This window comes from Oligella urethralis DSM 7531, assembly GCF_000372065.1.
Classification (GTDB): domain Bacteria; phylum Pseudomonadota; class Gammaproteobacteria; order Burkholderiales; family Burkholderiaceae_B; genus Oligella; species Oligella urethralis.
Map to the genome: position 1 here is coordinate 12,116 of NZ_AQVB01000010.1, position 13,253 is coordinate 25,368.

Here is a 13,253-nt window from a genome sequence, read left to right on the forward strand (position 1 = left end):
TTTGTCCTACTTTAGTTCAAACGGAGGTTTTGAGCTCTGTACAATAAATTAGATTGTTGCGTTTGATGGGGTTGATAGTTCATGGTGAGTTTTTTTCGTCTTAGCTCAAAGCAGTTTTTAGCACTGCTGTGTATGAGTTTATCCTTAGTTTTATTAGCGAGCGGTGCTGTTACTTGGGTTGCGGTCAATTGGGAGAGTATCAGCCCGACGGTTAAACTTGTCACGGTACAAGCGGTTCTGCTGTTGATAGGGGCCGTGTTATTGTTGTTGCGCTTGCGCTTTGGGGCGGAGCAATTAGTTGCTGCGGCCGGTATGCAGTGGCTTTATCAGGGCTTGGCTTTTCTGGGGGCGGTAGTTTCCGGGGCGCTGATTGCCTTAGTAGGACAGATTTATCAGACCGGTGCCGATACTTGGCAGACCTTTGGCTTGTGGTTTTTATTAATCCTACCTTGGTTGGCCTTTGCACCCGGCATTTTTATTGCTGCCTTGGCCGCCGTCGTGGCCAATACTGCCGCTTTTTTATTTTTATATCATAATCAGTTCGGCGTACCGTTTGAGCTTAGTGCCTATGTATTGGCTTTTTTAAATGCCGCAGTGTTTGTCTATTTAGAGGAAAAGCGCAGTCAGCAGGAGCCGCTTTGGGCTGTCCTCAGTATGAGCTTATTGATCTGCGCTATTATGATTTTTGCTATGGCTCGAGCCGCTGAGTTTGCCGGCGTGACCGGTTTATATTTATTGATAGCGGCAGTCTTACTTTTAATCTACAACAAGCTGAGATTCTCGCTATTACGATTAAATGTACTGGCCCTGGCGGTGGCGGCGTGCGCCTTTAGTGCTGTTGTGCTTGAACGAACCTTGTTTGACGATGTCTTCGATGCGGATATTGTCAGTGTTTTGTACATGCTCGTGGCGATTTGGATTATGGCTGCAGTGGCGGCAATTGCTTTATGGCAACAGAGAATTATCACTAAAAAGGGCGCTAGTCGGCGCCGAGCTTTAGGTGGTGATTTACCTCTTGCCTTTACGGTGTTTTTAGCCATCAGCAGCTTTTTAGTGGCAGCCTTTATTTATCTGATCCTGTTGTTCACGGGCTTGCCAGTTAAAATGACCATGTCGCCGCAGGCAGACATTGTGGCGTTACTCGCTTTAGTTGGCGCCTATGCCATGCTATATCGCATCAGCAATAAACGGCATCAACAATTTTTTGCCTTGGTGCTTTATCAGATTGCATGCTTCGTTGCCTTTGTCAATAATCACGAATTTTTTATACGGGATTCAGTTGCTCGCCCCCTGTCCGTACAGCTTCTGACGGTTGTGGGGCTAGTGATTAGCGTACTAATTTATCGTCGACGTACTGAGGCGGTACTTCGTTTTATTAGTAGCTTAGGCTTTTTTGTCTTTTTTGGTGGGCTGCGTTTTCTTCCCTTCTTGTCTTTTGCGAATGAGCCCTACTTCTTAGTGATTTGTTTTATTGGGCTGATTTATTTTTCTTTTAAGTCCTCGTCCGAGTTGCGCTTGCCATTGATCACGGCCTTTGCCTTGTGGGGCATTATCGTCGTGTTAAGTAACTACTATTTTTATTTTATTTCGTATCAAGGTCAGGACCAGTTAATTGATTTCAAAAATATCCTCCTGGCATTTCTTTATCCTTTACGCTTGTATTGGTCCACTGAGGGCTTCCCAGGCGCACAGCTTGTCTTTGCCAGTCTACTGTATTGGTCGCTTGCCATGTTGGTGTCCTTGACGCCCTTATGGGCCTTATGGCAGTTATTAAAAAATGACAGTCCAAGGGCTAAAGCGATGACCGTATTGACTGGTCTGTTAGTGGCATGGTTATGGTTTGGGCGCTTGGATGTGGTGGCACCGCTCGCCTTTATTGTGCTGGCCTATTACAAAAGAAGTGTGGCGCTCTATTGCTTAGCGCTGGTACTTGCGCTTATCGCCCTAGCTGGCTTTTATTTTTCTCTGCTGATGCCCTTGGAGCATAAGGTTTATTTGCTGCTATTAAGTGGTGCCTTATTTTTATTGCCGACCGTTCTATCGGCTCGCTGGCTTAGCCTTGGTGATGAGGTAGAGGATCGTGAATCTACGGTCTTGGCAAGTAGTGCTGAGGCTACATCTGTTGAGGCTGCGCTGTTTACTCGTCGACGCTTTTATGGCTTATTAGCTGTGGCCATACTATGCCCCATAGCGCTTTGCCAATGGCAGGTGATGAATTATGAGGCGGTGACAGAGCGGGGGCGCCATGTCTTACTCCGATTGGCGCCTTTGGATCCACGTTCGTTGATGCAAGGCGATTATATGCGTTTAAACTATGAGGTGACGGGAATCGTAGATGCAGCATTGAAGGCATTACACAAAAATGAGTATCAAGCGACTGCCAACACGCAGCTATCTGAGCGCTTATTAGCACCATTACAAGAGATTAAAAGTGTGCGTATTTTAGCTGAGTTTGAGTTAATTGACGGTGTGGCTGAGCGTTTAATCGCCTTCTATGCACCGTCTGAACTCAAGGATTTGCCAAAAACAGAGGATAGGGTGTATTTACCCTTTATACGTAAACGGCCTTATCGCATCGATAGTGGTACTGAGCCGGCGTTTAGTACAGAGTACTTTTTCCATGAGTCTAGAGCGAGCGATTTTGCGGCGGCAAGATTTGCCGAAGTGGCTGCCAATAACGGTCGTGTGATGCTCAAAAACTTATTGGATATGGATAGGCGGGTGATCAGGCCGCGCCCTTAATTTAAGCGTATAAACACGACGGCATCATCTTTGCGAAGGCTTATGCTCGTCACAGATAAATTGCCATAAACAAAAGCCTCGCTAGCTGTTAATCAGTAGCGAGGCAGATAGGTTGAGAGAGGGGCGCTAAGCCAAGAAAGCTAAGATGGTAAATTAATGGCTTAATTTATCCTCATGTTGACGCACCAAGAACTCCTCTAGTAGTGCATGGTGCACCTCTAGCTCCTGACTCCACATCACCATCAGGGCGAGAATCTTAAACTCTGATAAATCAAGTGTGCTTTGGGGCGCATCTAAGGCACAGTTAAGAATCGCTTCACGCATGGAGGGTGTCAAGGCACCAGAACTCTCTAAGGAAGAGAGGAAATGGATGCCCTCAATGCCGAGTTTATACAACTCATAGGAGCCATAGACGCGTGTGGCCTTATCGCTAAAGGCGATCTGCGTTTCCTCTTTTAGGCTTTCGGTAATAACCGCTAAACGGTGCAACCAACTCATGGCATCATGAATATCTTCATGCTCAAAGCCGGCAGCAGCCAAGTCCCTGAATAAATCCTCTGGTTGAGGACAGGAAGCGGGCGTATAGTAGTTTTCATATACATAAACTAAGACGTCATACATGATAAACCTTCTCGTTGAAAAATAAGCATGAAGCGCTATCTAAGCGATGATTTTACAATGAAATCAGACTGTTAATACCTTATCCCTACGGATCTTAATGGAATAAGAAATATTCTAGGCGTTTTTCTGCGTTTGTCTTGGCAGAAGGGCTAAAAAACCACAATTTTGCGCAGTATTAAGGGCATAATAAACTATTCACAGGAATTCATACGATTATTTTTATTAAGGATTAGGGTTTTATGAGTTTAGCCGACACCAATTATTTAATGGACATTACCACCCGTCCAGATTTGATTTTTAAAAAGGGCGAGGGCTCTTGGTTAGAGGATCAACATGGCAAACGTTATTTAGATATGTTGCAGGGGTGGGCGGTAAACTGCTTAGGCCATAATCCACAGCCGATTATTGAGGCCTTAACTACCCAAAGTCATTTATTAATCAATCCCTCACCGGCTTTTTATAATCAGCCAATGATTGATTTAGCCAAACGCTTATGCAGCGCGTCTTGTTTTGATCAGGTGTTTTTTGCTAATAGTGGTGCCGAGGCCAATGAAGGCGCCATTAAATTGGCACGTAAGTGGGGGCAAAAGCATCGTCAGGGCGCTTATAAAATCATCAGCTTTGAGCATGCCTTTCACGGTCGTACCTTGGCCACTATGTCCTTATCTGGTAAGGCTGGTTGGGATAAGCTCTTTGCGCCACAGGTGGATGGTTTCCCTAAGGCGAAGTATAACGATATTGATTCCGTTAAGGCCTTGATTGATGAGCAAACCGTTGCCGTGATGCTGGAGCCAGTGCAGGGTGAGGGTGGGGTGATTCCTGCGAGCCGCGAGTTTATGCAGCAATTGCGTCAGCTGACCGAGGAAAGGGGTATTTTACTGATTGTCGATGAGGTACAAACCGGGATGGGTCGATGTGGCAGTCTATTTGCCTATCAACTGGCTGAGATAGAACCGGATATCATGACCTTGGGTAAAGGCATTGGGGGCGGTGTGCCGTTATCCGCCTTATTGGCCAAAACCTCCGTTTCTGTGTTTGACCATGGTGATCAGGGCGGTACATACAATGGTAATCCGTTGATGACCACCGTGGGTGTGGCGGTCTTTGATACCTTGATGGCGGATGGCTTTATGGATGGTGTGCGTGAGCGTGCGCAGCAGTTGTCTGAAGGACTGCTTAAGCTTTCTGATAAGTGGGGCTTTAAGGGGGAGCGCGGTGAGGGCCTATTGCGAGCGTTGGTCTTGGATGGTGAGTACGCCCCTGCGATTGTTGAACAGGCCCGTAACCGTTCGCCTGAGGGCTTGTTGTTAAACGCACCACGGCCGAATCTATTGCGTTTTATGCCGGCCTTAAATATCAGTAAAGAGGATTTAGACTTCTGCTTAGCGTGCCTGGATGAGCTCATTGCTCAAGTACGTGGCGCCTAATGAGTGAGAACAATCATGGTCTGACGATAGTTTTAGACTTTTGATTTTTTTAGTTGCGATAGCTTTTTATTATCGAGATGAGTGATATTTAACATTGGCTTCATTGCGCTTTAGTTTGTACTATAAAAGGGTAGGTCATTTAGTATGTGCATGACCTACCCTTTGATTTTAAGACAAATTATGGAGCCAGTGATGACTAATCATTCTGATAAAAAGTTAGGCCAAGCAACTCATGTGAATGGTTCGCCGGCTAGTAGTGACCGCAATTCTTTAACGGTAGGTTCAAACGGTCCAATCGTCCTACACGATCATCATTTAGTTGATACATTAGCGCATTTTAATCGTGAAAAAACCGTTGAGCGTCAACCCCATGCCAAAGGGTCTGGTGCGTTTGGGGTATTTGAAACCACTCACGATGTGAGTGCCTATACCAAAGCAGCGCTGTTTCAACAAGGTGTTCAAACTGAGATGCTAGCGCGTTTTTCAACCGTTGCTGGTGAGCAGGGGAGTCCGGATACATGGCGAGATGTTCGAGGCTTTTCTTTAAAATTCTATACCACTGAGGGTAACTACGATTTAGTCGGTAATAACACGCCGGTTTTCTTTGTGCGTGACCCGATGAAATTTCCGCATTTTATTCGTAGCCAAAAGCGTTTGCCAGATTCAGGCTTACGAGACAATCATATGCAGTGGGATTTCTGGACTACACATCCAGAAACTGCTCACCAAGTGACTTACTTGATGGGTCCTCGTGGTTTACCTAAAAGCTGGCGTCATATGAATGGTTACGGCTCACATACCTATATGTGGGTTAATGCCAAAGGCGAACGCTTCTGGGTCAAGTATCACTTCCATACCTGTCAGGGTGAGGAAAATTATTCTAATGCAGAAGCCACCGAGATGAGTGGTAAGGATGCGGATTCGCATCGTCGAGATTTATTTGAGGCGATTCAGCGTGGTGATTACCCGTCTTGGCTTTTGTCAGTACAAATTATGCCTTATGAGGAGGCAAGAAATTATCGCTTCAACCCGTTTGATTTGACCAAAACCTGGTCACACAAAGACTACCCATTAATTCCAGTGGGTCGCATGACCTTGAATCGTAACCCTGAGAATTTCTTTGCACAAATTGAGCAAGCTGCTTTCTCACCATCGAATTTAGTCCCAGGCATTGGTTTATCACCCGATAAAATGCTGTTAGGTCGTGTCTTTGCTTATCCAGATGCACAACGTCGTCGAATTGGTACAAACTTTCATCAACTACCGGTCAATCAACCGAAAGTGCCGACGAATACCTACCTATTTGATGGCAATATGAACTATCAACATAGTGGCAATCAGCCGACGTATTTAAGTGATACCGCGGGCCGTCCTTATGCCGATCATACGGGTCCGATTGAGGATGGTTGGGAGTCTGATGGTGATTTAGTACGTCAAGCCTACTCCTTATACCCTGAAGATGACGACTTTGGTCAAGCTGGTACCTTGCTGCGGGAAGTCTTTAATGATGAAGAACGTACTCAGTTTGTAGAAACGATAGTTGGTGCAATTCAAGGCGTACGTAGCCCGGTATTAGAGCGAGTTTTTGAATACTGGAAAAACGTCGATCAGGAAGTTGGTCAACGCATTGAAGAAGCTTATAAGAAATCGCCTAGTGCAGTTAAATAAGCGCTAAAAGCTCTGAGTTGTGTTGTTGCGCCATGTATAATTGAGATATAGAGCGATTATCGCAGTGCCATCAATGCATTCAAGTTAAGGAGGTGATATATGATCAATAGGATATTGGTAGCAATTGACGGTTCCAAGAACTCGCATGCTGCGTTACGTTGGGCCATCCAAATGCTGTCTGGTAATGACAAGGCAGAAATTGTGGTGGTGAATGCGCAGCCGAGTTTTAGGACGATTCACTCTAAACGCATGTTCTCTCAAAAAGATATTGAAGAATATCAGCAGCTACTATTTGAAGACTGCGTGGCCGAGTGTAAGGCCATCTTGGATGAGCATGCGATCCCGTATACCCTTGAGCTATTGGTAGGTGATCCGAAGCAATGTATTATTGATCGCATCCGTAGCAGTCAGGGCACGGACAGCCCGATTGAGATGGTGGTGATGGGTTCGCGTGGTCTGGGTCCGATTCGTGCGGCCCTGGGTGGTGTGAGCTATGGTGTGATTCAAGCAGGCATCTGCCCGGTCACTATTATCCCTCAATCAGAGTAGACTGCACCAGGTCTAGCCTTATGTAAAAGCAGAGTGAGTTCATCATCACTCTGCTTTTTTCATAGCAGGTTACTTACGAATCACCTTGGCACCCAAGGCAGACTCAAAGTGATTTAGCGCCCACTCATGACCCGCTTGGTTAAAGCTAGCGACGCAGCTTTCGGGTACGTGAATCGTGTAGCCTAGATTATAGGCATCCACTGCCGTGTGGATAATGCATATATCGGTACAAACGCCGGCGAGATAAATATCCTTGATGTCACGCTCGCGTAGCTTTTGATCTAAGTTTGTGCCGGCAAAGGCGGAATAGCGGGTCTTATAGTAAAAATGCACATTGTTCCGCGTTTTTACCTGCTCGTAGTAATCCTGAATTGCACCATAGAGCTGTTGACCGGGGCTAGCGTGTAGATTGTGCGGTGGGAATAGCTTGGATTCTGGGTGATACTGATCGCCTTCAAAATGATCGTCCATGGCAATCACTAAGTAGTCGCCATTGTCTACAAATTCCTGACAGTAGCTTAAAATATCCTGCTCCAGCGCCTGACCGGGCTGGCCGGTGGTTAAAGCGCCCTGGTCGGCGATAAAGTCATAGGAATAGTCAATTAGAATAAAGGCTTTTTTCATCGTACCTCCTTTTGTTGTAACTTGATTAAGGCTAAGGCTTGTTCACCCAGGGTCTGCGTGCTTTGTTGGCTAATCAGTTGGTGCCAATGAATCTCACCCAGGTCGAGCTTGAGCTGCATCGTAACCACATCGACGGTTGCGTCAGAGGGGTCGTTGCTGCGCTTGGCAACGCGCTGTATTAGCTCTGGAGCCGGTGCTAGCAGCCAGATTCCGGTAAAGGGAGTCGTAGCCCGGATGGCGCAATCTTCAATGGCATTGCGCTCCGCCACTTTAGCAAATACGCCATCGGCGATCACACTATAACCGCTTGCTAGGGTAGCGCTGCTAAGCTCACGCTGCTTATGATATACCCGTGTTGAATGCGCTGCGGTGTAGCTTTCAGCAGGCAGCCTGGCTTCGGCTTTAATACCAAAGAGCTTTTTGCGTATACGATCAGTAGACAACACTCTAGCGCCTGGCGCCGTGCCAATAAAGGGAGCGATGGCGGCTGCCAGCGTGGATTTGCCGCTGCCGCTTAAACCACCAATAGCGATGAGCTGTGGGCTAGTACCTTGCAGTAAATTAAAGGCTAAATCTAAAAATTGCTCGGCTTGTTGACGATATTTGGCCGCCTCTGTGTCATTGCTTGTGTTGGTTGCTTGAATCGCTAGTACCATGGCGCGAATTGAGGCGCGCAGACTCATGAATAAGGGTAAGAGCACCAACCCCTCGGTTTCGTCCTGTGCATCAAGATAGCGATTCATCAAGAAATTGGCTAAGTCATATTGCTGATAATGCCATAAATCCATTAATAAAAAGGCCACATCATAGAGTATATCGGTGGTGGCCATGGACTCATTAAATTCCAAGCAATCAAAGGGTGTGGGTTGATCCTGCCAGAGGCAGATATTATTCAAATGCAAATCACCATGACAGCGACGTACCTTGCCGGTCGCTGCGCGGTGGTCGAGTAACTCAGCATGTTGCGCCGTATCCTGTAATAGTGCTTGATTGAGTTCGCTCATGCGTTGATGCCCCAAGCTCTGATTGACCAGTAACTCGGAGCGGCGATTCAGCTCAATGACCGCACGTAAACGTTGCGCCCCCTGGGGATCATTGGCGATCGCCGCCTGCTGATGAAAGGTAGCAAGCGTGTCGGCTAATTCATTCATCATGCCTTGATTAAGTTGCTGTTGCTCGGCTAGCTTACTTAAGAGCAAGCGTGAATCAAAGCGTCGCATCTTTAAGACTGCGTCCACTGCTTCAGTGCCATTATCCTCAAAGCTTAGCTGCCCCCCGCTGCTGCGGTAGATAGGCAGTACCTCAAGATATAAATCCGCTGCCGTGCGGCGATTCAGTCTAAGCTCATCCTGACAGGAAAGCAGTCGCTGTCGGCTTTGACTAAAATCCACAAAGGGCAGCGTTAAGGCCTTTTTCAACTTATAAGCATAGTGCTCATCGAGAAAAATCATGGAAATATGGGTCTCGATCACGGTGGGCGCCATCGCTTTTAAAAAGCGGATGGTTGCTTGCTGTTCATTCATCGTTAATATCGATCATCTTCAATGCCCTCGTGCGTTTCGTCACTGATGCGTGTCGCTTTAGAGCTATGGCGGATGGATGGGTAGCGCGAGGAGCCGATACGTACAATTAGGACTGCCACCGCCAGGAGTAGGATCGCAGCTGAGATATAAACCACGCCCATACTAGGATCGTTGTGGTGAGAAATATCTGAAATCATCATCCGAGTCAGCGCAGTAATGGCAACATAAATTAAAAAGCGCACCGGCATATGATTGGTTTTAAAGTAAATTCCCACCATCGCACCCAGCTCCAAATAAATAAATAGGAGCAAAATATCATCCACCGTGATGTGCTTTTGCGCCAAAATCTCAAGGGCGGTGAGGGTGCCGGCATAGACCGTGATAGCACCAATCACAAATAGTGCTAAGTAGTGAAAGGCTTCAACCAGTAGGTTGCCGATTGATTCAACACGCGCATGCATTTGATCGCGTAACATCAGCGCTTTGCGACTAGTTTTGTCACCGGTTGCGGTTTTTTGATTGCTAGGAATGGGCTTCAATGATTGGCTCCTTGCCTATGGGTTTGAGTAGAGATTATCCATCGCTTTGAGTATATATCAGGCGCTTAGTCCATGGGGTGGCCTCGTGGGATATTGTTAGCGAAGCTCACCCCGAGTGCCTTTAAAGAGGATGGCGCAATAAACGTAAGCCATTTAGTACCACGAGCAAACTAGCGCCCATATCGGCAAACACCGCCATCCAAATCGTGCCATAGCCGAGTAGCGTCAGGATTAAAAAGACTGCCTTAAGCCCCAAAGCAAAGCTAATATTTTGCAGCAAAATCCGGTGGGTGCTGCGAGAAAGACGAATTAAGGCGGGGATTTTACGCAAATCATCGTCCATCAGTGCCACATCCGCCGTTTCCAGTGCAGCATCCGAGCCAATGCTGCCCATCGCGATACCGATATCAGCTCGCGCTAAGGAGGGGGCGTCATTAATCCCGTCACCAACCATCGCCACCCGGTTATGGGCAGATAACTCATGAATAATTTGTAGCTTATCTTCAGGTAGTAGATTGCCTTTTGCCTGATCAATCGCGACTTCCTTAGCAATATAATTAACCGCTAATTGGTTATCCCCACTCAACATCATGGTGTTGATACCCATCTGATGTAGTTCCTTAATTGCTTCGCGACTACTGGCTTTGACGCTATCGGCCATCACAAAAAGCGCTAACACCTCGCTATCGTTACAAAGCAGGGTGGTGTTCTTACCTTGGGCTTCAAAAATGGCTAATTGCTGCTCTAGGGCCTCGCTACACACGCCCAGCTCGTGGATTAAGCGATGACTGCCTAAATAATAGCTGTTACCCTCAATCAGAGCTTTTGTGCCGCGACCAGGCAGGGCTTCAAATGAGGTCACGTTTAGCTTGTCGTCTGCGCTACTTAAGGCGTTGGCAAGTGCTTGTGAAATGGGATGGTCAGAGCGTGCAGCAATGGTGGCGGCGATGCGGTGTATGGTTGTTTGTCGTTCCGCATCAAAAATCAGTGCTTCGTTAAGACTCGGTTTACCCTCAGTGATGGTGCCGGTTTTATCAAAGGTTAAATAATTCAGTAAGCGACTAGTTTCTAAGTAACTACCGCCTTTGATTAAAATACCGTGGCGTGCAGCAGTGGCCAGTGCGCTGACGATTGAAACCGGGGTTGATATCACCAGTGCGCATGGGCAAGCGATGACTAGCATGACTAAGGCTTTATAAATCCACGCTGACCATTGACCGTCAACAAGCAGCGGTGGCAGGAGCGCAATACCAAGTGCTAGTACTAAAATAGCCGGCGTATAAATAGCGGCAAAGCGATCGATAAAACGTTGGGTTGGTGCTTTGGCCTGTTGCGCCTCTTCAACGCGCTGAATAATGCGCGCTAAGGTACTGTTGTCGGCGGTGGCAGTGACCTGGTAGTCAAAGGCGCCGTTAAGGTTAATGGTGCCGGCATAGACTGGATCGCCGATGCTTTTATCCACCGGCTGACTTTCACCGCTGATGGGTGCTTGGTTTACGCTGGAAAAGCCGCTGATAATTTCACCGTCCAAGGGGATTTGTTGACCCGGGGCGATACGCACAGTGCTGCCGATAGGCACCTCATGGGCAGGTAGATGTTGCCAGCTGCCGTCCGCTTGTAGCACGAGGGCCTTGTCTGGTGCTAGCTCCATCAAATGGCTAATCGCACGTCGGGCACGGTCAAGCGAGCGCGCCTCAATCACTTCGGCTAGGCTAAATAACACCATCACCATCGCCGCCTCTGGCCATTCGCCAATTAAGAGAGCGCCGGTGACGGCAATACTCATTAAGGCATTAATATTTAAATTGCCAGTGCGTAGTGCGATCCAACCCTTTTTATAGGTGTGTAGGCCGCCAATGGCAATGGCACTGAGGGCAAATGCTGCGGTCAGCCATTGGGGCCAAGCGGCAAGATAACTGATCTCTGCAAGCAGGGCAATCAAGGCAGCGATCACTAAGGGCCACCAGGGACGATGGCTTATCACTACCTCGCTACCACGGCTGCTCTCCGCAGTGAGTACCTCCGGCTCAAAGCCCAGACTGCGAATGCCTTCAAGAATACCGTCAAGCGTGCCTGGGCGATGGCTGACGGTCAGGATGCGTTGAATTAAATTAAAATTTAGCTGTAGTACATCGGCTTTGTTTTCAAACAGGCTTCGAATCATTGCCTCTTCGGTGGGGCAATCCATTTGTTGAATGCGAATTTGCGTACGTTCGGCGTTTTTGATGGCGCCGGAAGTTGCTGTGGTCGCACTTGCTGAGGCCGTTGACGCTTCGGTATGTTGCTCATGACAAGCGCAACAGTTGTGGTGGCTTGATTGGTGATTTTGTTCCTTTAAACTATCCATGTTATCAATCCTTGTCCTTGACGAACTGATTAGGCTTATACTTATTAGATACCCTGTAGTAACTACAGGGTCAAGCACGAAGGGAGTAGGCATGAAAATCGGTGAGTTATCTAAATTAGCTAATTGCCCAGTAGAGACGATTCGTTATTATGAACGAGAGGGCTTGTTACCCGGGGCGCCACGGAATTTGCATAATAATTACCGTGAATATCAGCAAAAGCATTTGGAGCGATTGATCTTTATCCGTCGCTGTCGCACCTTGGAAATGTCACAAGATGAAATACGTAAACTCTTGGTTGCTCGGGTAGAACCAAATGCAAGTTGCGCCTCGGTTAATGCCTTAATTGATAGGCATTTAGTTGATGTCAATCAGCGCATCAAGGAGTTAACAGCCTTAGCCGAGGAGCTAGCGCATATACGTAGTCAATGCGGAGAGGCTAGAGCAGCTCGAGATTGTGGGATTTTGCATGAGTTGGAGCGCCTGGAATTTTGATGCGAGGGCGCAAGGTGCCATTAGTCGCATTAACATTTGCTTGCTAAAAAGGGCTTTTTAAAATCAGCACTCTCCTTAAAATGAAATCAAATCAGAGCAATTACATTGAGTAAGGAGTGTGTTATGCAAATGATTAAAAAAAGTATGGGTGCCTTAGTTGCCGCCACCCTGAGTATTGCCGCATTTAGTGCGAGTGCCGCCACCGACCAATGGCAACGCATAGAAGCACTGAAAATCAGTCCAGCGCAGGCACTAAGCATTGCGACTAGCGAGGCGCCGGGTCACGCCGTTGAGTTGGAGTTGGATCTCGATAGAAAGAGTGCCTCTTATGAAATCGAGGTTCAGGGAAGCAACGATAGACATAAAATCGAGGTGGATGCGGATAGTGGTGATGTGCTTAAGAACCGCATTGATAAGGACTATTTCAAGGATCAGCCTCGCTTAGAAGCAAATATTCCATTGCAGGATGCCATTACTATCGCTGAGGAAGCTACCCAAGCTCGGGTTAAGGAGATTGAGCTTAAGCGAGCTAAGGAGCAGAATGCCTACTATAAGGTTGAGACGCTTAATGCAACGACGAAGTTTAAGCTGAAAATAGATGCCACCGACGGTAAAATTATTGAGCGCAAAGAGGATTAATTAGTGCGCTTGCACAATCACTAAAAATAGAGGACAGGCTTTTAAAGCCTGTCTTTTCGTTTTAGGTACTGCTATAGTATA

11 protein-coding genes are annotated in these 13,253 nt (G+C 47.2%); 6 read left to right on the forward strand and 5 right to left on the reverse strand.

Going from position 1 to position 13,253, the window contains the following annotated elements; translation table 11 throughout:
• Positions 1–81: 81 nt before the first annotated feature.
• Positions 82–2,742 (forward strand): GDYXXLXY domain-containing protein, encoded by a 2,661-nt coding sequence (locus tag A3GA_RS0106890; RefSeq protein WP_018026661.1) that lies wholly within the window; start codon positions 82–84, stop codon positions 2,740–2,742.
• Positions 2,743–2,895: 153 nt separating this feature from the next.
• Here A3GA_RS0106890 and A3GA_RS0106895 read toward each other — a convergent pair whose 3' ends face one another.
• Positions 2,896–3,363 carry a Smg family protein gene (locus A3GA_RS0106895; protein ID WP_018026662.1) on the reverse strand — a complete coding sequence of 156 codons (468 nt, stop codon included), beginning with the start codon at positions 3,361–3,363 and terminating at the stop codon, positions 2,896–2,898.
• A 239-nt stretch (positions 3,364–3,602) separates the two neighbouring features.
• Between A3GA_RS0106895 and A3GA_RS0106900 the strand changes: the two genes are divergently transcribed.
• The 3 genes from A3GA_RS0106900 to A3GA_RS0106910 all read left to right on the forward strand — a co-directional run bounded on the left by A3GA_RS0106900 (position 3,603) and on the right by A3GA_RS0106910 (position 7,007).
• Complete coding sequence (locus tag A3GA_RS0106900) at positions 3,603–4,790, forward strand: acetylornithine transaminase (protein ID WP_018026663.1); 1,188 nt, start codon at positions 3,603–3,605, stop codon at positions 4,788–4,790.
• A 192-nt stretch (positions 4,791–4,982) separates the two neighbouring features.
• Positions 4,983–6,458 (forward strand): catalase, encoded by a 1,476-nt coding sequence (locus A3GA_RS0106905; protein ID WP_040614149.1) that lies wholly within the window; start codon positions 4,983–4,985, stop codon positions 6,456–6,458.
• 99 nt (positions 6,459–6,557) lie between these two features.
• Entirely contained in the window at positions 6,558–7,007 is a 450-nt protein-coding gene (locus A3GA_RS0106910) for a universal stress protein (protein WP_018026665.1), read from the forward strand.
• Between the two features lie 69 nt (positions 7,008–7,076).
• Here the strand turns inward: A3GA_RS0106910 and A3GA_RS0106915 are convergent, their stop codons facing one another.
• From A3GA_RS0106915 to A3GA_RS0106930, 4 genes are all read right to left on the reverse strand, one after another.
• Positions 7,077–7,631: a cysteine hydrolase family protein gene (locus tag A3GA_RS0106915; protein ID WP_018026666.1), complete on the reverse strand. Its 555-nt coding sequence runs from the start codon at positions 7,629–7,631 to the stop codon at positions 7,077–7,079.
• Entirely contained in the window at positions 7,628–9,154 is a 1,527-nt protein-coding gene (locus A3GA_RS11445; RefSeq protein ID WP_018026667.1) for a bifunctional aminoglycoside phosphotransferase/ATP-binding protein, read from the reverse strand. The genes A3GA_RS0106915 and A3GA_RS11445 overlap by 4 nt, the downstream gene beginning before the upstream one ends.
• Before the next feature lie 2 nt (positions 9,155–9,156).
• Positions 9,157–9,693, reverse strand: coding sequence for a phosphate-starvation-inducible protein PsiE (locus A3GA_RS0106925; RefSeq protein WP_018026668.1), 537 nt, complete (start codon positions 9,691–9,693; stop codon positions 9,157–9,159).
• A gap of 121 nt (positions 9,694–9,814) precedes the next feature.
• Positions 9,815–12,040: a heavy metal translocating P-type ATPase gene (locus A3GA_RS0106930; RefSeq protein WP_018026669.1), complete on the reverse strand. Its 2,226-nt coding sequence runs from the start codon at positions 12,038–12,040 to the stop codon at positions 9,815–9,817.
• A gap of 91 nt (positions 12,041–12,131) precedes the next feature.
• Between A3GA_RS0106930 and cadR the strand changes: the two genes are divergently transcribed.
• Together cadR and A3GA_RS11820 are read left to right on the forward strand one after the other, a co-directional pair.
• Positions 12,132–12,533, forward strand: a complete 402-nt coding sequence (gene cadR / locus A3GA_RS11450) for a Cd(II)/Pb(II)-responsive transcriptional regulator (protein ID WP_018026670.1) — start codon at positions 12,132–12,134, stop codon at positions 12,531–12,533.
• 123 nt (positions 12,534–12,656) lie between these two features.
• Positions 12,657–13,172 carry a PepSY domain-containing protein gene (locus tag A3GA_RS11820; RefSeq protein ID WP_018026671.1) on the forward strand — a complete coding sequence of 172 codons (516 nt, stop codon included), beginning with the start codon at positions 12,657–12,659 and terminating at the stop codon, positions 13,170–13,172.
• Positions 13,173–13,253 lie beyond the last annotated feature (81 nt).

What these genes read in the sequence shown, in the direction of transcription:
- A3GA_RS11445 (WP_018026667.1), bottom strand. Translation starts at nt 9,154, where the DNA reads ATGAATGAACAGCAAGCAACCATCCGCTTTTTAAAAGCGATGGCGCCC.
- cadR (WP_018026670.1), top strand. Translation starts at nt 12,132, where the DNA reads ATGAAAATCGGTGAGTTATCTAAATTAGCTAATTGCCCAGTAGAGACG.
- A3GA_RS0106890 (WP_018026661.1), top strand. Translation starts at nt 82, where the DNA reads ATGGTGAGTTTTTTTCGTCTTAGCTCAAAGCAGTTTTTAGCACTGCTG.
- A3GA_RS0106915 (WP_018026666.1), bottom strand. Translation starts at nt 7,631, where the DNA reads ATGAAAAAAGCCTTTATTCTAATTGACTATTCCTATGACTTTATCGCC.
- A3GA_RS0106910 (WP_018026665.1), top strand. Translation starts at nt 6,558, where the DNA reads ATGATCAATAGGATATTGGTAGCAATTGACGGTTCCAAGAACTCGCAT.
- A3GA_RS0106900 (WP_018026663.1), top strand. Translation starts at nt 3,603, where the DNA reads ATGAGTTTAGCCGACACCAATTATTTAATGGACATTACCACCCGTCCA.
- A3GA_RS0106905 (WP_040614149.1), top strand. Translation starts at nt 4,983, where the DNA reads ATGACTAATCATTCTGATAAAAAGTTAGGCCAAGCAACTCATGTGAAT.
- A3GA_RS0106930 (WP_018026669.1), bottom strand. Translation starts at nt 12,040, where the DNA reads ATGGATAGTTTAAAGGAACAAAATCACCAATCAAGCCACCACAACTGT.
- A3GA_RS11820 (WP_018026671.1), top strand. Translation starts at nt 12,657, where the DNA reads ATGCAAATGATTAAAAAAAGTATGGGTGCCTTAGTTGCCGCCACCCTG.
- A3GA_RS0106895 (WP_018026662.1), bottom strand. Translation starts at nt 3,363, where the DNA reads ATGTATGACGTCTTAGTTTATGTATATGAAAACTACTATACGCCCGCT.